Annotated in this window: 23 protein-coding genes; 11 read left to right on the top strand and 12 right to left on the bottom strand. The window is 68.3% G+C overall.

Features of this window, described 5'->3' with window-relative positions; translation table 11 throughout:
• Nucleotides 1–32: 32 nt before the first annotated feature.
• Both QRN26_RS00140 and QRN26_RS00145 read left to right on the top strand, forming a co-directional pair.
• The gene (locus QRN26_RS00140; RefSeq protein WP_285034820.1) at nt 33–926 is read left to right on the top strand and encodes an NmrA/HSCARG family protein; all 894 of its coding nucleotides are present in this window, start codon (nt 33–35) and stop codon (nt 924–926) included.
• A gap of 35 nt (nt 927–961) precedes the next feature.
• Complete coding sequence (locus QRN26_RS00145; protein ID WP_285034821.1) at nt 962–1858, top strand: NADP-dependent oxidoreductase; 897 nt, start codon at nt 962–964, stop codon at nt 1856–1858.
• A gap of 57 nt (nt 1859–1915) precedes the next feature.
• Here the strand turns inward: QRN26_RS00145 and QRN26_RS00150 are convergent, their stop codons facing one another.
• The 6 genes from QRN26_RS00150 to QRN26_RS00175 form a co-directional block, all read right to left on the bottom strand.
• On the bottom strand, nt 1916–2503 hold the full coding sequence (locus QRN26_RS00150) for a recombinase family protein (RefSeq protein WP_285034935.1): 588 nt from the start codon (nt 2501–2503) through the stop codon (nt 1916–1918).
• Between the two features lie 203 nt (nt 2504–2706).
• The gene (locus QRN26_RS00155) at nt 2707–3054 is read right to left on the bottom strand and encodes a YciI family protein (protein ID WP_285034822.1); all 348 of its coding nucleotides are present in this window, start codon (nt 3052–3054) and stop codon (nt 2707–2709) included.
• 1139 nt (nt 3055–4193) lie between these two features.
• Nucleotides 4194–5255, bottom strand: a complete 1062-nt coding sequence (locus tag QRN26_RS00160) for a methionine synthase (RefSeq protein ID WP_285034823.1) — start codon at nt 5253–5255, stop codon at nt 4194–4196.
• Entirely contained in the window at nt 5252–6244 is a 993-nt protein-coding gene (locus QRN26_RS00165) for a putative oxygenase MesX (protein ID WP_285034824.1), read from the bottom strand. Before QRN26_RS00165 ends, QRN26_RS00160 begins: the two co-directional genes overlap by 4 nt.
• A 60-nt stretch (nt 6245–6304) precedes the next feature.
• On the bottom strand, nt 6305–7615 hold the full coding sequence (locus QRN26_RS00170; RefSeq protein ID WP_285034825.1) for an LLM class flavin-dependent oxidoreductase: 1311 nt from the start codon (nt 7613–7615) through the stop codon (nt 6305–6307).
• A gap of 2 nt (nt 7616–7617) precedes the next feature.
• The gene (locus tag QRN26_RS00175; RefSeq protein ID WP_285034936.1) at nt 7618–8952 is read right to left on the bottom strand and encodes an O-acetylhomoserine aminocarboxypropyltransferase/cysteine synthase family protein; all 1335 of its coding nucleotides are present in this window, start codon (nt 8950–8952) and stop codon (nt 7618–7620) included.
• A gap of 295 nt (nt 8953–9247) precedes the next feature.
• On the opposite strand from QRN26_RS00175, the gene QRN26_RS00180 reads away from it, so the two are divergent.
• Nucleotides 9248–9577 (top strand): hypothetical protein, encoded by a 330-nt coding sequence (locus tag QRN26_RS00180; RefSeq protein WP_285034826.1) that lies wholly within the window; start codon nt 9248–9250, stop codon nt 9575–9577.
• On the top strand, nt 9550–12861 hold the full coding sequence (dnaE, locus tag QRN26_RS00185) for a DNA polymerase III subunit alpha (protein WP_285034827.1): 3312 nt from the start codon (nt 9550–9552) through the stop codon (nt 12859–12861). The genes QRN26_RS00180 and dnaE overlap by 28 nt, the downstream gene beginning before the upstream one ends.
• A gap of 28 nt (nt 12862–12889) precedes the next feature.
• On the opposite strand, the gene QRN26_RS00190 is transcribed toward dnaE, so the two are convergent.
• The gene (locus tag QRN26_RS00190; RefSeq protein ID WP_285034828.1) at nt 12890–14629 is read right to left on the bottom strand and encodes a PHP domain-containing protein; all 1740 of its coding nucleotides are present in this window, start codon (nt 14627–14629) and stop codon (nt 12890–12892) included.
• 178 nt (nt 14630–14807) lie between these two features.
• On the opposite strand from QRN26_RS00190, the gene QRN26_RS00195 reads away from it, so the two are divergent.
• Nucleotides 14808–15548 (top strand): hypothetical protein, encoded by a 741-nt coding sequence (locus tag QRN26_RS00195; RefSeq protein WP_285034829.1) that lies wholly within the window; start codon nt 14808–14810, stop codon nt 15546–15548.
• A 109-nt stretch (nt 15549–15657) separates the two neighbouring features.
• On the opposite strand, the gene QRN26_RS00200 is transcribed toward QRN26_RS00195, so the two are convergent.
• Nucleotides 15658–15882 carry a hypothetical protein gene (locus QRN26_RS00200; protein WP_056777810.1) on the bottom strand — a complete coding sequence of 75 codons (225 nt, stop codon included), beginning with the start codon at nt 15880–15882 and terminating at the stop codon, nt 15658–15660.
• Nucleotides 15883–16236: 354 nt separating this feature from the next.
• Between QRN26_RS00200 and QRN26_RS00205 the strand changes: the two genes are divergently transcribed.
• Entirely contained in the window at nt 16237–16767 is a 531-nt protein-coding gene (locus tag QRN26_RS00205; protein ID WP_285034830.1) for a GNAT family N-acetyltransferase, read from the top strand.
• Between the two features lie 21 nt (nt 16768–16788).
• On the opposite strand, the gene QRN26_RS00210 is transcribed toward QRN26_RS00205, so the two are convergent.
• On the bottom strand, nt 16789–17580 hold the full coding sequence (locus QRN26_RS00210) for an NAD-dependent epimerase/dehydratase family protein (RefSeq protein ID WP_285034831.1): 792 nt from the start codon (nt 17578–17580) through the stop codon (nt 16789–16791).
• A gap of 77 nt (nt 17581–17657) precedes the next feature.
• On the opposite strand from QRN26_RS00210, the gene QRN26_RS00215 reads away from it, so the two are divergent.
• Nucleotides 17658–18170, top strand: a complete 513-nt coding sequence (locus tag QRN26_RS00215; protein WP_285034832.1) for a PaaI family thioesterase — start codon at nt 17658–17660, stop codon at nt 18168–18170.
• 64 nt (nt 18171–18234) lie between these two features.
• Here QRN26_RS00215 and QRN26_RS00220 read toward each other — a convergent pair whose 3' ends face one another.
• Nucleotides 18235–18798 (bottom strand): TetR/AcrR family transcriptional regulator, encoded by a 564-nt coding sequence (locus tag QRN26_RS00220; protein WP_285034833.1) that lies wholly within the window; start codon nt 18796–18798, stop codon nt 18235–18237.
• Between the two features lie 120 nt (nt 18799–18918).
• Between QRN26_RS00220 and QRN26_RS00225 the strand changes: the two genes are divergently transcribed.
• The 4 genes from QRN26_RS00225 (at nt 18919) to QRN26_RS00240 (ending at nt 21150) form a co-directional block, all read left to right on the top strand.
• Nucleotides 18919–19584, top strand: a complete 666-nt coding sequence (locus QRN26_RS00225) for an SDR family NAD(P)-dependent oxidoreductase (protein ID WP_285034834.1) — start codon at nt 18919–18921, stop codon at nt 19582–19584.
• A gap of 26 nt (nt 19585–19610) precedes the next feature.
• Complete coding sequence (locus tag QRN26_RS00230; RefSeq protein WP_056777798.1) at nt 19611–20243, top strand: NAD(P)-dependent oxidoreductase; 633 nt, start codon at nt 19611–19613, stop codon at nt 20241–20243.
• 168 nt (nt 20244–20411) lie between these two features.
• A complete protein-coding gene (locus QRN26_RS00235) occupies nt 20412–20888 on the top strand; it encodes a DUF6301 family protein (RefSeq protein ID WP_157579792.1) in 477 nt (158 codons plus the stop codon).
• A 52-nt stretch (nt 20889–20940) separates the two neighbouring features.
• Nucleotides 20941–21150, top strand: coding sequence for a hypothetical protein (locus QRN26_RS00240; RefSeq protein WP_056011234.1), 210 nt, complete (start codon nt 20941–20943; stop codon nt 21148–21150).
• A 66-nt stretch (nt 21151–21216) separates the two neighbouring features.
• Here QRN26_RS00240 and QRN26_RS00245 read toward each other — a convergent pair whose 3' ends face one another.
• Nucleotides 21217–21393 carry a hypothetical protein gene (locus tag QRN26_RS00245; protein ID WP_157579791.1) on the bottom strand — a complete coding sequence of 59 codons (177 nt, stop codon included), beginning with the start codon at nt 21391–21393 and terminating at the stop codon, nt 21217–21219.
• 118 nt (nt 21394–21511) lie between these two features.
• Nucleotides 21512–22141: a maleylpyruvate isomerase family mycothiol-dependent enzyme gene (locus QRN26_RS00250; protein WP_285034835.1), complete on the bottom strand. Its 630-nt coding sequence runs from the start codon at nt 22139–22141 to the stop codon at nt 21512–21514.
• Between the last annotated feature and the right edge of the window lie 40 nt (nt 22142–22181).

Below are 22181 nucleotides of genomic sequence, written 5' to 3' on the forward strand. Positions count from 1 at the left end.
CTCTATTGCTTGACCGACTAGAGGAGTCAACCATGAGCACGCAGACCACCCCCACCACCAGCACCAGCACCATCGCCGTTTTCGCCGCCACCGGAAGCCAGGGAAGAGCCGTGACGGACGCGCTGCTCGCCCGCGGTGCCCAGGTCCGAGCCCTCGTGCGCGACACCACATCCGAAAAGGCCAAGGCCCTCGCATCAAAGGGTGTCGAACTCGCCCAGGTCGACGTCCACAACGCCGACACCCTCGCCACGGCTCTCGAGGGCGTCGCGGCGTTCTGGTTCATGACCACTCCTCCCGGCGGTATGCAGGACGCCGACACGGCCGGGGAGACCGCCCAGGGCATCGCCCTCGCCGACGCCGCGGCTGCCGCTCGCGTGCCCCACATCGTCTTCAACTCGGTTGGCGGCGCAGAGCGCGACAGCCACGTGCCCCACTTCGACTCCAAGCGTCTCGTCGAGCAGCACCTCGCCTCTCTCGGCGTGAACGTGACCGTGATCCGGCCCGTGTTCTTCATGGACAACTTCCACTGGTTCGCCCCCACCGCCGAAGACGGCGAACTCGTGCTCCGCCTGCCGCTCCCCGACGGGATCTCGCTGCAGATGATCGCCGTTCGCGACATCGGCACCATCGCCGCCCTCGCGATCCTTGACCCCTCGGCTGTGCCGGCCCAGATCGAGATCGCAGGCGATGAGCTCACCGGAAGCGAGATCGCTTCCGCGTTCGCCACCCGGACCGGCCTACCGGCCCGCTACGAGTCCCTGCCGATCAGCACCATGGATGGCCAGGACGACATGCAGGCCATGTTCCGCTGGTTCGCCGAGACACCCGCCTACCAAGCAGACCTCGGCGCCGTGCGTCGGCTCGCACCCGAGGCGCAGACCTTCGCCGCTTGGCTCGACTCCGTCAACTACACCCCCGCGCCGTAATCACCCGGCCCGCCTCACAAGAGAGAAGACCAGTCATGAGAGCAGTCCAGTTCAGTACCTACGGCACCCCCGACGTGCTCGAGGTCGTGACGATCTCCGAGCCGCGCGCCGGCCGCGGCGAGATCGTCATCGAGGTCGCCAGCGCAGGCATCAATCAGATCGACACCAAGATCCGATCCGGCTCCATGGCGGCCACCGCCGAGCTCGCAGCCCCGGCAGGCACCGGCGTCGACGCCGCCGGCACCGTCGTCGAGGTGGGCGACGGCGTGGACGACGTCGCGATCGGCGACGTCGTCTTCGGAACCGGACGCGGCACCCTCGCCGAGCGCGCCATCCTCGACCAGTGGGCCATCCTGCCTGCCGGCATCGACCCCGTCGAAGCCGGTGCCTGGGGCGTTGCAGTCGAGACCAGTCACCGCCTCCTCAGCGACCTCGGCGTGACCCGCGGGACCATCCTGCTCAGCGGCGCCTCCGGAGGCGTGGGCTCGGCCCTCATCCAACTTGCACGTGCCCGGGGTCTTCGCGTGATCGGCAGTGCCAGTCCGAAGAATCACCCCTATTTGGAGCAGCTCGGCGCCGTGCCCGTGGCCTACGGTCAGGAGCTCGTCGCCAACGTGCGCGCGGCGGCCCGGGGGGGAATCGCTGGTGCCCTCGACCTCTCCGGCGCCGGCGTCATCAGTGACCTCATCACCCTGACGGGAGATGCCTCACAGGTTATCTCCATCTCCGACTTCACCGCCCCGCAGCAGGGCGCGCGGATCTCTACAGGCGCGACCAGGACGACGAGCCCCCGTGACGGCTTCGCCGAAGCCCTCGCTTTGCCGGGCTTCACCCTTCACATCGAGAAACGTTTCTCGCTCGAGGACGCGGGCGAAGCTCACCGTTCCGTCGAGGGCGGTCACACTGTCGGCAAGCTCGTCGTCATTCCCTGAGCAAGGTCATTCAGAAACGATCACGTTCGGCTGCCGCGTGCGATCTGCACTGGAGGGTCAGGATGTTCGTGTCGTATTGCCGGCCTGGCGCCGGTAGAGCGTTGCTCTGCTCCAGCCGACGAGTGCAGCTGCTTCCGCGGCGGTGCGGCCGCGATCTCGGGCTTCGGCAACGATGGCGAGCTTCTCGGCGATGATGTCGGGGTTCACGGGTGGGCGGCCGAACCGCGTACCTGACTCGCGTGCCGAGGCGATGCCGGCGTTGACGCGTTCGACGATGAGTTCGCGCTCGTACTCGGCCAGGGTGGCGAGCATGTGGAGCATGAGCCGGCCCGTCGACGTCGCAGGGTCGATCCCATCGGAGAGCGATCGCACGTGGATCCCGCGGCCGCGAAGAAGCTCGACGGTGTTGAGAACATCGATGAGAGATCGGCCGAGTCGATCGATGCGCCACACGATCACCGTGTCGCCAGCCTCGGCGTATTCGAGCAGCTTCGCCATGCCGGGGCGCTCGATTGCGGTCTTGCTGCCGGAAGTCACGTCCGCGAACACGTCGCGCGTCTGGACGCCGGCGTCAACGAGCGCGTCGAGCTGCAACTGCGCGTCCTGGCCGGCGGTGCTCACCCTGGTGTACCCGATCTGCCCCATGGCACCAGCATGTCTCAGAAACCCACACGAGGCACGGTGAGACACGCTGCAACGTGAGACGCGTTTTCGAGACAGGGCGCTGGCTGCGAGACCTGCGGACTATGGCGCGCGAGTTGGCCCGGATTGACGAGATGCAATGCGTCTCGCAAACCTGTTGTTTTCCAAGACGGAACCCGCGTTGCAGCGGGGTGACCCGCAAACCGTCACGTCTCGACTGTGCCGCCACTGTGAATCAGCCGGACCTCGACCCCTCCTCCTCGCTGAACCTCCGGGTTCGTAGCGGCGATGGCGAGCGCCTCCTCTAATGTTGAGGCTTCGATGACGTAGACACCCGCGACCACTTCTTGAGAGTCGACGAAGGGACCGATGGTCACTCCAGACGCGCGAATCGATCGCGCAAGATCACGTGGGGTGAACGCGTAGGCGGCCCGCAGCGCACCAGACTCGGTGAGTGCTCGTCCGTGGGCGTCCGGAACCGCGAGGTCCTCCTCGGTCGCATCCACGGCGTGGATGGAGTCCTCGGTGTAGATCAGGACGGCGAAGTGGGGCATGGTCTTTCCTCTTTCGATTGGTAGCTACGGAAGCGCTGAACAACAGGAACGTACGCATGGCGGTCAACGGCGGCCCCTCAGGTGAGCGTTGAGACTTCGGAGGACCGAGATATGCCCATCCTTCGGGTGGATGATGGCGTTGCTCGCCGGAAGCGACGCTGAAAGCGCGTACGCGTGGCGCTCACCGCAGGACACTGCGGCGACGAGCATGATCAATAGCACGAAGACGGGCCACTTGTGATGCGACCGTGTCCGCTCGAACAGCAGAGGTGTCCAGGTACATACCCGGAGTAGGTCAGGCGACGTCGCCTCCCTCGGCTAGGGATCGCTCCGCCCGCCTCGAGCGTGATCTCAAGGACGGGCATGGTGGTTCCGGTATGGACGGACCTCATACCGCCACCCTATTCGCTGGACATCCCTGAGGAACGAGCTGCGGGGACGCTGTGGAATCCCTCCAACGTCTTGAGCCCAAACCATCTCGATGTTGCACCGCTCCAACCGACGGGCGTCGGCAGCGATGGCGAGCTTCGCCGCGATGATTTCGGAGTTTACGGGCGGGCACCCGAAGCGGGTTCCCGATTGACGGTCGGCGAACGGGTCTTTGTTCGCGACGTTCGGATACCAGCAACGCGCGACTGATATGACGATCTTCGTCGGCCCCTGGCCTGGAAGCTCCCTGATCAACGGGCTACGGCGGATAGCCACAGACCCCATCGCCGTCACTCGCAATGAGCAGGTCAGCCAACGGCCTCATCGAGCCCTCTATCTGGATCTGCAGCTCGTCCCCGAGACGTCCCCTCATGGCGCAACGTAGGTGGTCGGGCGCGCGTCTCAGCGACGCGAGGCGCTCCGGAAGACGCGGAAGCGCTGGGTCAGAGAATGTTTACACCGTGGATGTCGTCGGTTCGATCCCGGCAGGGCTCACCACAAAGGAAGAAGTCCCGCGATTATGCGGATGTCTGTTGCGAGCAGTGTGTCTGGCCGTCCGGACCGAAGCTCGTTGCAGGTTTGGGGTAGACGACACTGGCCTGGGGAGACTTGGGACGTGATTCGGTCGTTTGCGCTGGCGGCGCGATGGTGCCGCTGCGCCGAGCAGATGGTCGATGCGACCGTCGGCTGCCAGGTGGACTGCCGCACGGTCAGGGCGTCGAGGCGGCGAGCTCCTCTCGGACGATGGATGTCCCCGCGCTCAGTGCACTCAGCTTCTTCCAGGCAAGGTCTCGCGGCAGTGGCGCCATGCCGCAGTTCGTGCTCGGGAGGAGCAGGTCCGCGTCGACGAACCGGAGGGCGCTTCGCAGGGTGTCGGCGACCTCCTCGGGCGTCTCGACGGTTTCGCTCGCCACGTCGATGGCTCCGAGCATGACCTTCTTCCCGCGGACGAGCTCGATGAGCTCCATCGGGACGCGGGAGTGGTGGCACTCCAACGAGACGATGTCGAGCGAGGACCGCTGGAGGAGCGGGAACGACTTCTCGTACTGCCGCCACTCCGACCCGAGCGTCGCCTTCCAGTCGGTGTTCGCCTGGATGCCGTAGCCGTAGCAGATGTGCACGGCGGTCTCCACGCGGAGTCCTTCAGCCGCCCGTTCCAGAGCGGCCACGCCCCAGTCCTGCACCTCGTCGAAGAAGACGGTGAAGGCGGGCTCGTCGAACTGGATGATGTCGACTCCCGCAGCCTGAAGAGCTCTCGCCTCCTCGTTGAGGATCGTCGCGAACTCCCAGGCCAGCTGCTCCCGGCTCCCGTAGTGACGGTCGGAGAGGGTGTCGATCATCGTCATCGGGCCGGGCAGTGCCCACTTGATCGGCTGATCGGTCTGCTCGCGCAGGAACCGGGCGTCGTCTGCGAACACCGGCTTCTCGATGCCCACGGCGCCGACGACGGTCGGGACGCTCGCGTCGTATCTGTCGCGGATGCGCACCGTCTCGCGCCGCTCGAAGTCGACACCCGTGAGGTGCTCGATGAACGTCGTGACGAAGTGCTGACGGGTCTGCTCCCCATCGCTGACGATGTCCAGGCCTCGGTGGAGCTGCTCGTGGACAGCTGCGCGGAGGGCGTCCTGCTTCCCCTCGACCAGGGCGTCGCCGCTCAGCCTCCACGGCGACCACAGGGTCTCGGGCTGTGCGAGCCAGGACGGCTTCGGCAGGCTGCCGACGATCGAGGTGGGCAGGAGCGGGAGGGGCGTCGAGGCTCCGCGGGCGGTCATCGGACCGCCTCCGTCTGCCCGGCGGCCCAATGCCGCAGCCGTTCCCCGTGAGGCTTCATCAGATGCTCCTCCGCGAACTGCCCCTGCTCGATCGCGAGCCGGCCTCGCTCCTCGCGGTCGTAGGCGACCGCTGGCCGCGCGTAGTCCTGCTCCTCCAGGTTCGGCCGGTAGACGTCGGCGGCCACCGAGCGCGCACCGTAGATCTCGGGCCGGTAGATCTTCTGGAACGTCTCCATGGTGCTGATGGTGGCGACGAGCTGGAGGTCCGAGTAGTCCTCGAGCAGCTCGCCGCCGGAGTAGAACGCGAGCGGTGCCGCGCTGCCGGGCGGCATGAAGAAGCGGGCGCGCAGGCCCATCTGCGCGAAGTACCGGTCGGTCAGCGAGAGCTCGTCCTGCCGGTACTCGACGCCGAGGATCGGATGGCTGCTCCCGGTGCGCCGGTACGTCCGACTCGTCGAGACGCTGATGCAGATGACGGGCGGCGTCGGTGCGAGCTCCGCGTACTGCGCGGAGGTGAGGAAGTGCTTGAAGAGCGCGCCGTGCAGCACGCCGAAGTCGTCGGGGACGGTGAATTCCGTCTGCGAGGCGTTGACCGCCGGCAGCCGCACGCTGAAGTCGTGGTCGCGGAGGTAGGACGAGAAGTTGTTCCCCAGGGTTCCGGGCTGACATCGACCGGTGCGGCGGTCGATGATCCTCGTGCGCAGGACCTCCAGCAGCGGGAACTCCCGGTCCTCGCCGTCCGCGGAGAGGCGCAGGCCCACGGAGACGATGTCGAGTCCGACGGTGTAGCGGCCTCGGCTCGGATCGTCGCCGGGCACGAGGTCGTTGAACCGGTCATCGATCATCGCCAGCGCCGTGCGAAGGTTCTCCTTGCGGCGCGCACCCCGGGCCAGATTGGCGAAGTTGGTGGTGATCCGGGAGCTTTCCGCCGGCGAGTAGTCCTCGTCGAAGGAGGTGATGGTCGTACTGAAGGTGAACTCGTTCGTCATGATCGGCCGTTCGATAGGAGAGGCAGAGCGGGGTTCGACTGGCTGGATGTGCGGGTGCACCTACGTTCCGAACAGGTTCGCGCGCGTCCCGCCGGACGCAAGCTCATCGCGGAGCACCCCGCGCCGCCGCAGAACGGGGACGAGGTCGCCGAGCATCCGATGCAGGGTGACCGGATGCAGGTCCCCGGAGAAGAGGAGACCGTCGTTGCCGCCATCGTCGCCGAGGTCCTCGACGAAGTCGGCGAACTGCTCCGCGGTGCCCACGAAGCCGGCGCGGTCGGCGACGAGGCCCTTGCGCGCCTTCCGGATGAGCAGCTCACGCAGCGGTGCGTCCTCGGTGTCGCCGTACAGGCCCGCGATCGTGCCGTGCGAGACATGCTCGCCGAAGACCGACCGCTCGACAGGGCGATCCAGATCCAGGCCCGTCAGATCGGTCTCCAGGTCGCTGGACCAGCCGAGCGCGATCTGCCGCAGCGTGCTCTCCTCGGGGTGCCGCGACGCCTCGACGACGCGCTCCGCTTCTTCGGGGCTCGAGACGATCTCGGGCTTCACGACGAAGAGGATCCGCAGGTCGTCGGCGCTTCTACCCTGCAGCTGGGCCGCGGCGAGGACTCTCGCCCGATAGGCACGGACCGCATGCGCCTCCAGCGGCGCGAGCGCGAGCTGCACGTCCGACTGTGTGCCGGCGAAGGCCAGACCTCGTGGGGAACCGCCGGGCGAGACGACGATCGGGTCGCCGTTCGCGAACGGGACGGCGTTCAGCGGGCCGTCCACGCGGAAATGCTCACCGCGGTGCTGGAACGCGTCGATGCGCGCCCCGTCGGCGTATCGACCCGATCCGGTGTCGGCGACCAGTGCGCCCTCGCCCCAGCTGTGCCAGAGCTGGCGGACGATCGCCATCCACTCGTCGGCCCGGTCGTAGGCCGCGTCGTGCGACAGCGGTTCCAGGCCGACATGGCGGGCGCTGCCCACGTCGGTGACGAGGTTGATACCGAAACGGTCTGAGCTGAGGTGCTGCAGCGTCGCGGCCTGCCGCGCGGCCAGGTACGGCGGCGTGATCCCGGCGTTGATCGTCGGCGCCAACCCGATCCGAGTGGTCGCGGCGAACAAGTAGGGCGCCAGGAGGAGCGGGTCGTGCTTGGGTCCGCCGTACGCTCCCCGTACGCGCAGGTCGAGCGTGTCCGGGGAGCCGAGCGAGACGGCGTCCTCCATGACGATCAGCTCGAAGCCGGCCTGCTCCAGCTCGCGGGCCGACTGCTGGTAGAGCTCCGGCTTGGTCCAGTCGTGGTTCCACTCCTGGTACGGATGCCCCCAGCCCTGTGGCCCGAATCCGCGAGAGAAGAACCAGCCGAAGTGCTGACGACGCGTCACGCTCACGCCTCCGCGGCCAGGGCACGCACGGCAGTCAGCCCGCGGTTCAGATCCCGAAGCAGGTCGTCGACGTCCTCGATGCCGATGGACAGCCGGAGAAGACCCGGATGGATGCCGGCGGCGGCCCGCTCGGCCGGAGTGCGCCCGGCGTGCGTGGTCGACGCCGGGTGCAGCACCAGGGAGCGCACGTCGCCGAGGTGGGTCATGTGGCTGAAGAGCTCGACCGCATCGATGAAGGCGGCCGCACCTGCTTCGCCTCCGGCCACGGTGAACGAGAAGACCGAGCCCTGACCGCGGGGGAGCAGCCGCTGCGCGAGCGCGAACGACGGGCTCGACTCCAGACCGGAGTAGTCCACCGAGAGGACCTCGGACTGTCGTTCGAGGAAGCGGGCGACGGCGAGGGCGTTGCTCGAGTGCCGCTCCACCCGCAGCGACAGCGTCTCGATGCCCTGGCGAAGGAGGAACGAGTTCAGCGGCGACGGCGTCGGGCCGAGGCGCGACACCACGATGTCCCGGGTGTAGGAGACGAACGCGCTCCTGCCTCGCTGCTCGGCCCAGCTGCGCCCGTCGAACGCGCGCTCCGCCTGGTTCAGGTGCGGGAAGAGCGCGGGTCGCGCGCCCCAGTCGAAGGTGCCGGCATCGACGATCACGCCACCGAGGGCGGCGCCGTGCCCGGCCAGGAACTTGCTGGTCGAGTGCACGACCACGTCGGCCCCGTGCTCGATCGGCCGCAGGAGGTACGGGGTGGCGAGCGTGTTGTCGACGACGAAGGGGAGCCCGTGCCGGTGGGCGATCGCCGCCAGCGCCGGGACGTCGAGCAGGTCGTTCTTGGGATTCGGGATGGGCTCACCGAAGAGCACGCGGGTGTCGGGTCCGATCCGGCGCTCCCACTCCTCGAGATCGCCGGCGTCGTCGACGAAGTCCACACCGATCCCGAGCCGTCCGAAGTTCTGCACCAGCAGCCCACGATTGCCCTCGTACAGCCGACGCGACGAGAGCACCCGGTCGCCAGCCTGCACGATCCCCAAGAGTGCGGAGGCGGTAGCCGCCTGCCCGCTCGCCACCAGGATCGCCTCTGCCCCGCCCTCGAGGTCGGCGATCCGCCGCTCGACCTCCTCGGTGGTCGGGTTGCCGTTGCGGGTGTAGAGGTACCCCTCGTCCTCGCCCGCGAACCGCTCCCGTGCATGCTCGAAACTGTCGAACACGAAGCCGGCGCTGAGGTGCACAGGGGTGACCCGCGCCCCGTGCGCACCGTCGGGCACGGCACCCGCGTGCACCTGGCGGGTCGAGAAGCCAGCAGCCGCGGAGGACTGCGGTGCGGGCGCCGATCGCGAGATTGCGGCGGCTGCCGGGGCGGTGATGGTCACGGGATGCTCCTGTCCGGGCGCCTGGGAGGCTGATTCCGGGAGCCTGGCAGGTCGCGGCGGGTGCGCGCCAGGACATGACGGACTATGACCGCAGGCGTGCGCGGTACATGCGTGCCCACTGGTCCACGGTGTTGCCGTGAGCCCGGTGGGGTAGGTCAGTCCTCGGCGCCTGTTAGCGTCACAGCGCCCTCGCGGTCATGTGCCCTCGCTCCTGCGCTGGGGCATCACCGCCGCGGTCCTGTCACGGTGTGCGTCAAGTCGTGTCGTGGCAGTGACGTACACTCGCTTCATCGAACGTGTGTTCGAATCTGGAGGGTGTGGCTTGGCGACGATCGTTGATGAGGCAGTGGACGTCGATCTGGCGGCGGATGGGGATCCGACGGCGTTCGTCTGGAAGCGGTTCGAGCACCGTGTCGTCGGTCAGCCTCAGGCGTTGTTTGCTCGCCAGCCGTGGTGGCGGGGTGATGCGTCGCCTGCTCGCATCGACATCGAGACGTGGCGGGTCGACGCGGCTCGCGGCGATGAGGAGCCCACGCGCTACGACCTCCGCCGCGACACGACCGGCAGATGGACGCTCGCGGTCGCCTGGACGTGAGCTTCCCGCACCTCCACGTCGCGTCGCACCTGTCTGCGCACTACGGCGTCACCTCGAGTGCGGCCCTCGCCGGTCTCGCCGCTGAGGATGGCGCGTCGTTCCTCGCGCTGACGGACCGCGACGGTCTCTATGGCGGCCCGAAGCACGTCGGGGCCTGTCTTGCTGCGGGTATCGCGCCGGGGCTCGGTGTGGATCTCGCTGCACTGGATGGACATCTGGAGTCGATCGGCCGTGTGGTCGTCCTCGCCCACGGTCAGAACCAGGGAGCCGGATTCGCCCAACTCTGTCGTGTGGTGAGCGCTGCGCACGGGCGCCGTGATGGGCCTGCGATCCTCCGGGAGGAGCTCGCGGCGGCGCTGGAGGATGAGCCGGCGCTGACGGTGATGCTCGGGCCGTCGTCCGACGTCGGGCAGGCGATCGAGCGTCGCGATCATGCCGCAGCGCGGGTCGCGCTCGACCGGTGGCGCGAGTGCATTCCTGCTGGGCATCTGGTGATCGAGGTCGTCTGTCATCTCACCGACCAGGGTCTACGCGGGAACGTCGCGGCGGCGACACGTCTGCTGAGTCTCGCTGAGTCGGCTGGTGTCCCTGCCGTGCTGACCAACGCGGTCCGTTACGGGCTCCCGGACGAGGCGGCGACAGCCGACCTCGCTGATGCGGCACGGTTCCTTCGCCCGCTGGCGGAGCTCGACGATCAGAACGAGCTGCAGGTGAACGGGCAGGCGTGGTTGAAGCCGGCGAAGCAGATGCGGCAGATCGCGCGGATGATCGTCGGCGCCGGCACGCATGACGACGGTGCGGTGCAACGGCTGCTGGGGGAGACGGAGCGCCTCGCAGAGCGATGCGCCCTCGACCCGGTGTCCGACGTCGGGTGGAAGCAGCCTCGCATGCCGGAGGCATCGGTGATCGGCATCAGCGGAGACCCCCACCAGGCGCTGTGGGAGCGCGCGCAGGCCGGTGTGGATGAGCGGTACGCACGCCCCGGGATGCCGTCGCTGGAGGACGCGCACCGTGCGCTCGAGCACGAGATGCGGATCGTGGAGCAGCTGGGGATGCCGTCGTACTTCCTCACGGTCGCGAAGGTCGCCGACATCATCCGCGAGATGGGGATCCGCATCCAGGCGCGCGGGTCAGGTGTCGGGTCCGTCCTCAACTACGCCCTGCACACCTCCTCCATCGAGCCGATCAGCAATGGACTCATCTTCGAGCGGTTCCTCTCGCCCGAGCGCACCAACCTCCCCGACATCGACCTCGACGTGGAATCCGCACGCCGCCACGATGTCTACCGCGAGATCTTCGCCCGCTTCGGGTCCGACCGCGTCACGCTCATGTCGATGACCAACGCCTACCGGTCACGCGGAGCCGTCCGGGACGCCGGCCTCGCCCTGGGCATGGATGAGTCGATGATCGACATGATCGCCAAACAGATGTGGCGGTTCAATGCCCGGGAGTTCCGCGACGCACTCCGCGACAAGCCCGAGCTCGCCGACCTGGCCGAAGCGGTCCGCGAATCGAGAGAGCTCGACCTGCTCGTCGACGTAACGGAACGCCTGGACCGGCTCCCGCGGCACATCAGCGTCCACCCCTGCGGCGTCATCCTGTCCGACACCTCGCTCCTGCACCGCACCCCGACGCAGCTGTCGGGCATGGGTCTGCCGATGTCGCAGTACGACAAACACGACATGGACAACATGGGCCTCATCAAGCTCGACATCCTCGGCGTGCGCATGCAATCCGCGATGGCACACGCCGTCAGCGAGCACGAACGACTGACCGGCGAGACCATCGAACTCGACGCCCTGCCGCTCGACGACGAACCCACCTACGAACTCCTCCGCTCCACCCGCACCCTCGGGGTCTTCCAGCTCGAATCGCCGGGCCAGATGGAGCTCGTCGGCAAGCTGCAGCCGGAGGTGTTCAACGACCTCACTGTCGAGATCTCGCTCTTCCGCCCTGGACCGATGCAGAACAACATGCCGCTGCAATACCTGCAGGTGCGCCACGGCGAGACCATGCCCGAGGACATCGACCCACGGCTCCGCCCCATCCTGCGAGAGACGCGCGGCGTGGTCGTTTTCCACGAGCAGGTCATGCGGATCATCGACGAACTCACCGGCTGCGGTCTCGGGCCTGCCGACGTCATCCGCCGCCAGCTCGCCGACCGTGGCCGCCTCGCCGGCATCGAGACGTTCGTGCGTGACCGTGCCACAGCGCGCGGCTTCCGGCCCGCCGTGATCGACAAGGCCTGGACGATCCTCGCCGGCTTCGGATCCTTCGGCTTCGCCAAGGCCCACGGAGCCGCCTTCGCACTGCCGACGTTCCAGTCGGCCTGGCTGAAGCGCCATCACCCGGCCGAGTTCATGGCAGGCCTACTCACCCACGACCCAGGCATGTGGCCCAAAGACCTCATCCTCGCGGAAGCCCGCCACCTCGACGTGCCAGTGCTCCCGATCGACGTGCAGCGCTCGGGGCTGGAGTACGTCGTCGAGATCGCACCCGACGGGCGACTCGGTGTGCGCATGTCGTTGGTCGAGATGAAGGGCAGCACCGAGAAGGAACGAGCACGCATCGCGAGGCACCAACCGTTCTCCTCCCTCCAGGACTTCAGAGACCGAGTCCGGCCGCGACGCCGCACCTTCGAGGCGCTGGCCCGCGTCGGTGCGCTCGACGCGTTCATCGACTACATCCCCAGACGCCGCCACGAACTCCTCGCCCACCTCGCCGGCGTCACCACGAGTGCCCAGCTCATCGCCGACGAGCAACTCGCCTTCGAACTCGACCTCCCCGTGCCCGAGCGCAGCACGATCACCTCACTCGAACTCCGAGGCCGGACCCAGACCGACCTCGAACTCCAAGAGATGCGCCTGGCCGTGAACCGCCACCAGATGGAACGCTTCCACCCACTGTTCCGAGAACTCGGCGTCACGCCGGCACGCGACCTCATGGACCTCCCGGGTGGAACCGAGGTCCTCATCGCCGGCGTCCGCCGAGCGACCAACACGCCGCCGATGCGCGGCGGCAAACGCGTCGTCTTCGTCTCACTCGACGACGGCACCGGACCGGTCTCCAACGTCGTGTTCTTCCACGACGTCCAGGAACAGATCGGATCAGGCGTCTTCCAGACCCACTACATGCTTGTTCGCGGCACGACGAGGCGCTCAGGTGCGCGAGGCGTCTCGGTTACCGGATCGGCGGCCTGGGACCTCTTCACCGCGCAGCACGAGTGGTTGGCGAGTGGATCCGATCTTGTGGACATCACACCGTTGCGACGGAATGCCGTGTGAAGCTGGCACAGACCGGGCCCGGCCCCGATCAGCGCACGCTGATGAAGATCGGATTCGTGTACAGCCAGGTGTCGGCCCACGGGTCGGCCGGGGAGATCGGGTACGGCTGAGGTGCCCGCGGGTCGACCTCGGCGCCGAGTGGACCGACCCCGTGCACCTGGCCGTCGCTGCCGCGGAGGCGGACATAGCCGTCCTCGGCGGCCGGCTCGAGCGGCACCACGACACGGAACGGGGAGTCGCTGCGATCCGTGACGTCGAGCATCTCGACGACTCGGGTGCCGGGTGCGCGCTGCTCGTCACGGTCGGCTACGGGCCCGGTGACGCGCCCGCGGATCAGGTCGAGGTGCGCCAATCTCGGTGTCGTGCCGCGCGAGGTCGGCGTCGTCGTGGGCGTGACGTCGACCACGAGCTCGAGGGCGGTGCCGCGTTCGACGGTGAGGGTCCCGCCCAAGGTGGCGACGGTCTCCGGCTGGTCGGTAGCACGGAGCACGACGGAGAGCCCGGCGACGAGGTGCCCGTGGTCGACCCAGAGTCGCCCAGCGCGGATCGCGTCGAGCAGGGAGGCGGACGACCGGTCGACGACCCCGACATGCGTGCGGCTGAACTCGCCCGGCCAGAAGTCGGCGCCGTTCTGCGGCGTGTCCGTGGCGATCGGGTCGGGCCGACGGCCGGCGCGGTTGAAGTTCGCGAGCGTCGCCCCGGCCTCCCAGCCCGGCCCGGTCGGGAAGTCGCCGACGCGTGTCGCGTCGGACTCCTTGAGGTGCAGATCACTGTTCGTGGTGATCCACCAGCGCCGTCCCTCGCTCAGCAGCGAGTCCCACATGCCGCCGACGACGGCCGTCGTCCAGTCGAAGCCACCGTGCGTCAGGTACGCCTCCGCGGGGTAGCCGGGGAAGGAGAACTCGCTGGGAGTGTTCTCGTACTCGCCGCGCCGCGAGCGTTCGGTCGCATTCGCGGCGATCGCTCCGGCCTGGGCGCCAGGAGCACCCTCCATGCCGACGAACACCTCGGGGTCGGCGTCCTGCCAGGCACGGAGCTCTCCGGGCGAGTCGATGCCGAGGCGGCTCGGGTGGTTCGCCAGGACGATCACGTCGTCGATGACACCTGCACGCTTCTGGGCGCCGAGCCAGGCGATCCCGTCGGTCGCGTGCACGAGCCACTCGGCGGCGTCTTCGGTACCAGGGCGCGGTTTCTCCCAGCCGTTGAGCTTGCCGTCGTGGTCGAGCTCGAAGCGGCGCAACACGAGGGTCGTGCGGGGCCCGGGCGCGATCAGGACGGTTGCGTGCTCGGCTCCCGGGATGTACCACTCGAGGCCCTGGAGCACGAGCATGTCGGGGCGCGCCGCCCGCGCGGTGTCGATCTCGCGTGCCGCGTTGAACACCCCGCCGACGTTGGCATGCCCCTTGTTGCTGTGCTCGGTGAAGGCGATCGCATCGACCGCGAAGCGCTGCGCCTGATCGAGGATCGTCGTCATCGGATACTTGGCGTCGTGCGAGTAGACCGAGTGCACGTGGTGGTCGAACACCAGCCAGGAGAGCGCGTCCGGATCGACGACCGCCGACGCTGATGGCAGCGGCGTGGCGTTGGCAGAGGTCGCGCTCCCGAGCCCGTGGGCGGTCGTTCCCACGGCGACCGTTGCGGCAACGGAGGCACCCAGGAAGGACCGGCGGGAGAGGCCGGACCGAGCCGATGCGCCCCGGTCCACCTCGGGCACTGAGGATGCGCCACCGGTCGGCGCGGTCTGCTCGGGGCGGGGATCGAAGGGCATGGCATCACTTTCATCGGACGGACGGCCCGATCGTAGGCAGCGGAGGTGAACCTCGGCCCAACGGCCGGTGCCTCGGGTGATGCCAGGCGTTCACGACCCATTCACCCGCGTAGGCCAGAGTCCTGGCGTCGCCGGGTATCGCCGTCTCGGCGGCCCACCGCACCCACCAAAGGTCCCGATGTCTTCCACTGTCCCCGTCATCCACCGTTCTCCGTTCCGTGCCGCAGGGCGCGCCCTGCTCGTCGCGGCAGCTCTCAGCGCCAGCGCGGTCCTCTGCCTCGCCGGCGCCGGTGCTGCCGTCGCCGCCTCGGCGCCGGCCGAACCGGCACCGCTCACGCTGCACGACACCGCCGGCGCCGCGGTCACGTCAGGTGACGCGCGCGCCGTCCCGTCATTCGGCTCCGCGGTGCTCGCCGCGGGCTGCCCTGCCGATGCGGACGACGGCGCCCGACTCTCCGTGACGGCGGGAGGGGTCACCGTCGTCACGTCTCCGACCGTCGCGGTGACCGCCGGGCAGCCCATCGAGGTGCCGATGGCCATCTCGTTCCAGGAGGTCGTGGACGGCGGTGTCGAACAGGGTGACGCGACCCTCGCGCTCGAGTGCCTGGCCCTCGAGTCAGGCATCCCGTCGTCGGTGGTCACGGTGGCGACCCTGCCGGTGGCGTTCGCCGCAGGTGTCTGGTCGGTTCCCGGCGCTCAGGTCGAGCCGGTCCCTCCGACGGACACGCCGACCGCTGCCCCACCCGCGGAAGGTCCTGGAGCAGGGGCGATCGCGACACCGCGACCCTCGGCCACAGCACGACCCTCCGCTGACGGAGACCTGGCGCTGACGGGCTGGCAGCTCGGCGGAGCCGTCGTCGTCGCCGCAGGCCTGCTCGCGGGCGGCGCCGCCCTGATGCTGCGCCGGCGTGTGCGTTAGGCGTTCGCCGCACGGGCTCTGACGGAGCGACCACCGCTCGAAGGACTGCTTGGCGGTGCTGTCACGCTGGGCTGGGAAGCTGTCGCCGGCAGCGCCCTTGTCCCTGCCGTCAGCGTTCGGCGCGCAAGGCGGTCCACATCACGACGAACGCTGCAGCGATGCCGAGCACGCTACCCGCGAGCCCGACGATCATGGCGGGGTGGCCGGTGTCGGCGAGGCCGATCGAGCAGGCGACCACACCGACACCGGACGCCATCAGGCCGACGAAGCTGAACGCCGCGAGGACGAAGCGCTTGGCGGTTCGGGTGGGATCGGGAGCGGGAGGGAGCGACATCGTGTCTCGTTTCCGCCGTCGCGTCGGCTGCGTCGGCTCATCCGCATCAGGGTAGAGGGCGTCCGGTCGATGCGGCGAGGGGGTTTCCCCGGGGCAGCGCGGGAGGGGCTGGGGGACCTCGGAGCGGGCCAGATATGGCGGACGCGCGCGGCCAGTGCTGAGCGAGGCTCGAAGCACGACTCGGCGACGTCGACCGCCGCCGGCGTTGGCGTCCCGAGGGCGACGCGTGCCAACCTGGGATCAGCGGGGGAGGACGGACGACATGTCGAAGCGATGCGGAGAAGTACGGTGACGGGTGACTTGGAGCGCGGTGAGGGCGGCACGCTGGAGCCTGCGTGGACCGGAGGCGAAGCTGTGCCGGTGAGGTTCCGTCGGGCCGTCCCTGCGGACGCGGCTGCGGTGCTGGCGCTCTTCGATGCAGCGATCGCCTGGTTCGTCCGGATCGGCAACACCCGGCAATGGGGTACCGAGCCGGCATCCGGGCAGGAGCGCTGGATCACTCGTGTCGAGCAGTGGTGCGCTTCATCCGATGCCTGGGTCGCTGAGCATCCCGCGATCGGCGTGTGCGGAGCACTCGTGCTGGGCGAGGCGCTCGAGTACGTGCCGGCCGCCACCGAACCGGAGGTCTACGTCAGGGTGTTGATCGGCTCGCGCGACCCGCGGGTGAAGGGCACGGGTCGCCGCTTGCTGGCTCTCGCCGAGGAGCGCGCGCAGGCCGCGGGGGTCGGTCGCCTGCGGGTCGACTGCTACGCTGGAGGATCGGGGGATCTCGTCCGCTTCTACGAGGCCGCAGGCTTCGAGCGTGACGTGACGTTCACGGTCGGCGACGGTATCGACGCATGGCCGGGCCAGGTGTTGTCGCGGCGAGTCGACCTGAAGCGGTAGTGCCGTACCTCAGATCATCCGTCACTCTCGCATCCGATCGGTCGAATACGCCGGCGTCGCGTACACCCCGCCCTGCGGCATGTGCGGGTCGATGTGTTGGGTTTCGCCCCACTGGGAGGCGTCGTCTTGCGGGGTGAAACCGACCGCCGTTCCGGCGTCGAGATCCCACCATCCCTCGGTGTTCGCGGACACCGCGTAGAACACGGCTGTGTGTTCGGTGGTGGTCATCGCCGCGATGAACGCGCGCACGGCGTCGGCGGGGCTGAGCCAGGTCCGCTGCTCTCGCGCGGAACCTGGTTGCTGCTCGTAGCTGCCGATGCGGAGCGAGATGGTGCTGATTCCGAACTTGTCCGCGTAGAGTCGGCACAGCGCTTCTCCGGCGACTTTCGACACCCCGTAGAACCCGTCCGGACGGGGCGGAACATGCGGTGCGATGTGAGCGCCCGACGGGTAGAAGCCCGTCAGACGGTTACTGCTCGCGTACACGACCCGGGCGACGCCGGCCCGCCGGGCGGCCTCGAGGACGTGATAAGTCCCGACGATGTTCACCTCGGCCAAGTCGTGGAAGTCAGCCTCGTCGGGTATCCCGCCGAGGTGGATCACCCCGTGCGCCCCATCGAACAGCTCGACCAGCGCGGCAAGGTCGGCGAGGTCGGTGCTGGTGACGACTTCCTGCGGACCGAGCGGAGTCATCGAGCGGACGTCGGTGGAGACGAGCACCGCCTCGCGGTGGAGCAGTGCGGAGCGGAGCGCCGATCCGATGTTCCCGGCGGCTCCGGTGATGACCCAACGGGTTCCAGCGATCTCTGTCATCGTGTGAGCGTACAAGACGACATCCAGCAAGCTGAGTGTCTCCACGGCTGCCGCAGTGCAGCAGGTGACAATGGGGCATGCAGAGCGATGAAGCACCTCCAGTCCGCCGGCGGACGATCGAGTGGCAGGATCCGATGATCGGGGCCGCACGGGTCGCCGAGATGGCAGGTATCGACTACCTCCAGGCCATGATCGACGGGGTCCTGCCGCCGCCGCCGATCGTCTCGCTCATGGACATGACCCTGAGCTCGGTCTCGCGTGGGACCGCCACGTTCATCTGTGAGCCGAGCGAGTCCCACTACAACCCGATCGGTGCCGTGCACGGCGGGTTCATGTGCACGGTGCTGGATTCGGCTGCGGGGTGTGCGGTCCAGACCACGCTGCCCGCCGGAGTCGGGTACACCTCGCTGGAGATCAAGGTGAACTACCTGCGGGCAGTGAGCGCCACGTCGGGGCAGCTGACCGCCGTGGGAACCGTCACCAAACCGGGTTCACGGGTGGCGTTCGCCGAAGCGGTGATCACCGATGCGGAAGGCCGAGTGGTGGCCACGGCGTCCAGCACGCTGCTCGTCTTCCCGATCCCGGCGTGAACTGACCGGCGCGACGCAGCGCTTACAGGCGTCGATCGTGTCTCGAGTGGTGGCCCCCGAGATCTCAGCTGGTCCAGGCGGAGGCGAGGCTGCGGTCGATGACGCGTCGCCAGCCGACCGGGGCTGAGGGATCGTGGCTTGCGGTTCCGGCCATCCACAGGACGGTCATGAGGTCGTCTGCGGTGAAGTCCGGGGAGAGGGTGCCTGCGGCGTGGGCATCGTCGATCAGGTCTTGGCCGAGTGCCGTCGAACGATCGCACGTCTCGATGAGCGAGGTCGCATCCGGGAACCGGCGGAGCATCGCGTCATTCAGAGCAGGATCGCCGACCTGCAGGTCGATCATTCCCGCGATGAACGCCTCCAGCCGCGCGCGGGGTGATTCTTGGCTGAGCGCCTGCGCTTTGAGCGCGAAGAGCTTCTCGCCGGCGATCGCGGGGATCACGGCGTCGATGAGTGCCTCGCGGGATCCGACCCGGTTGTAGAGGGTGCCGATGCTCACGCCGGCCTCGCGAGCGATCTCCTCCAACGGAGCTGAGAGTCCGCGGCGGGAGAACACCCCCACCGCGGCGGCGTGCAACTTCTCGACGTTGGCCCGAGCGTCTCGGCGGAGACCGTTCGACTGTGACATGACAACTCCAGTGGATATTGAGGGCAACCTCAAGTTATGCTCGATCTTGTTTGAGGGCACCCTCAACTTAGCTCAAGTATGCAACGCCCCACTTCCCCGTGGGATTCGAAAGGACACATCATGTCGCTCATCACCATCATCGGAGCCGGCCCCGGTCTCGGCCTTGAGATCGCCCGCGCTTTCGGGCGTCGGGGCTTCGACGTCGCGCTGGTCGCGCGAACCCAGTCCAAGCTCGACGCGCTCGCCCAGACCCTCGCAGGCGAAGGGATCACCGCTCACGGGTTCGCTGCCGACATCAGCCGACCCGACACCGTCACCGCGGCACTGCGCTCGATCACGGACACCCTCGGCCCGATCGACGTGCTCGAGTTCTCGCCCGCGGACCCGTCCCTCGCGCCCGTCGACGTCCTCGAGGTGACGATGGAGAACCTGCAACCGCAGCTCGACTTCTATCTCGGCGGCGCGCTCGCCGCCGTCGGGGCCGTGCTGCCGGACATGATCGCAGCAGGCAAGGGGACCGTGCTCATCACGACTGGCGGCGGATCCATCAGCCCCATGCCCTTCCTCGGCAACGTGAACATCGCCGCAGCGGGACTTCGCAACTGGGCCCTCAACCTGCACAACGCACTGCAACCGAAGGGCGTCTACGTCGCGCACCTGGGCATCACCGCCCTCATCGGCGGCGGCCACCCGGACGCCGAGCCCGAGGTCATCGCGGAGGCCCTGGCACAGCTGCACGACGAGCGTCAGCAGGCCGAGCTGCACTACGTCGCCTACAACGGCTGACCTGCAGACTTCGCGAGGGAGACATCATGAAGCTGACGATCTTCGGCGCCACCGGCCGCACCGGTATCCACCTGGTCGAGCAGGCACTCGCCGCCGGGCATGACGTGGTGGCCTTCATCCGCAATCCGGCGAAGCTCGACCTGCGCCACGACCGACTGCGGGTCGTTCAGGGCGAGCTGACCGACGCGGTCGCCGTTAAAGACGTCGTCCGCGGTGCCGACGCCGTCCTCGCCACCCTGACCGCCCAGATCGTCGGTGGATCCAAGGACATGCCCGTCGCTGCCGGAACGCGCAACATCGTGGCCGCGATGCGCACGCACGGGGTCCGCCGACTCGTCTTCAGTTGGGGACCGAGCATTCTGGTTCCCCGCAGCCCGCTGATGCGCGCAGTGAGCAGGGCGAGCTACGCCCTGCTCAGGCTGGGGCCTGAGTCCACCGAGGTGGGCGAGGCCATCCGCGGCTCTGATCGCGACTGGACGACCGTGGTCGTCACGATGCCCCACGACAAGCCCGGATCGGGAGCGGTCAGGGTGCGAACCGCGGCCGGATCCGGCGACCGGGTCCGTTTGCGCATCGCCCGCGCCGACCTCGCCCGGTTCATGCTCGCTCAGGCCGATGACCTGCGATACGTCCAGCAGGAGCTCCGGATCAGCAACTGACAGCGGCCACGGCGCCGCCGCGGAATGCTCCGCGGTGGCGCTCTGACCACGATCCGGTGTTCGTGAGCGCGGATGTGGATTGCCGGCATCGAGGTGACGACGTCGGTGAGCGAGAACGGCTTGGACCCGTCGAGTCGCACCTTCGCCTTCCTCGGTAGGATCATCCGGATGACCGCACTCGCCGGAGCCACAGACGCGCAGATCGACGCCGTCTGCGAAGCCTTCGCCACGGTGTCCTGGCCCCTCGACCGCGGCGACTTCACGGCGGTCGCGGAGCGCCTCGGGTGGCAGCTCAAGGTGGAGACGTCGAGCGGTGTCCAGCATCGTTCCGGGTACCCCGTGAACCTACCGACCGTTCGTTCGCTCATCGCAGAGCAGGCGGTTTCCCAAGTGACGGTCGCGGTCTCCGACAAGAGCGACGACCGGGCAGGACTACGGAGTGTGGCGCTCGACGTGCAGTCAGCGCTGAGCCGGCACCTCGGTCAGCCGTCCGGTTGCCATGCCGGAGACTCCTTCTGGGAATTGGACAACGGCGGCAGGATCTGGCTCAAGACGGTACCCAAGAAGGTGTTGCTCGTCGTCGAGGGGCAGCGATTCGCCGATGTGGAGCGACGCGAAGAGCGTCTGGGCCTCGGCGCGGACTGAACGCCGACGATCGGGCATTGCGGTTGTGTGGCTCCTGCTGCACGCTGGGGGCATGCGGGAGATGTTGGGGAGCCGGGGCGAGGTCGTCGGCGTGCTGCTCGTGGTCGCGGCCTCGATCGCACTCATCGTCGCCGCCTTCGCCTTCCGCGCGGGGGACGAGCTCGCGTTCTTCGTACTGATCTCCGCTTTCGCTGCGGGGACGACGGGCTTCGGTGTGCACATCGCGAGCCGCGAGGCCCGCTTCCGACGCGACAAGCGCTGAGCTGCGGGAGTCGAGCGGCGAACCCGGTGGCGGGATCGCTTCGCGCACCGACATCGGTACGACTGGTCAGCGTCTGCGGGGGAGCACCGTCGAGGAGGCGAGTCCGGCGATGCCGAACACCGCGAAGACAGCGGTGACTGCCGCGTTCTGGACGATGATCCCGAAGATGATGAACACCACACTGACGACCACCGTCATGACGGCTGCGGCCTGATACAGGTTCGAGTTCGTTGCTCTGGTCATGTGTCGCTCCGTTCCGGTCCTGCTCTCGACCGTAGAAGAACCTGAGGGAGCGCACATCCGCCGGACGGGGGACCGCCCTGCGTCCAGGCGTCTGTCGCTGCGCGCAGAGCGTGGAGGATCAGCTCGAGCGGGTGAGCAGATCGGCGACTCCTAGGCCTGTCAGCTCGGCGCAGTACGCGGTGCGACCCGTCATCGCCATGATGAGCGCCAGGGTGCTGCCCCGCACGACATCACCCTCCCCGATGGTGGTGGCCGTGTCGACCGCTTCCAGTCGCAGACCTCGTACCCGCTTCTTCGCGACGACGACCTGATCGGTGCTTGCGTAGTACCTCAGGAGAGCAGTCAGCGTCGCCTCCGGGTACTCCCGGACGAGACCCAGCGGGCGGCGAATATCCTCGCCGTGAACGACCACCTCGCCGAGGAGCGCCATTCTCGGCAGAGGGGGCGAGATCCGGCTGCCGATCGTCGAACGGAAACGGCTGAGCGTCTCCGCCGGCGACGAACCAAGCTGCTCGCGCAGACGATCATCCACCTGCTTGTCGAAGTCGAAACGCGCACGCACGACCCCAGCGAACCAACGCGGCCCCGACACGGCCCCGCTCACCGTCAGGTGGGCGAGGACCTCGCGGACGGTCATCCCGGCGCAGAGCGACGGCGTCGACCAGGACGTCTCGCCCAGCGGTGCGAGGTCTCGTGCGAGCGCTTGCCGTTCAGCATCGATGCTCAGCCAGGCTGCGTTCCGCTCCATGCCGTCATCCTCTCGTGCCGCGAGTGCGGGACTGTCCGTC

This window comes from Plantibacter sp. ME-Dv--P-095 (assembly GCF_030209365.1).
In the GTDB taxonomy this organism is placed as follows: domain Bacteria; phylum Actinomycetota; class Actinomycetes; order Actinomycetales; family Microbacteriaceae; genus Plantibacter.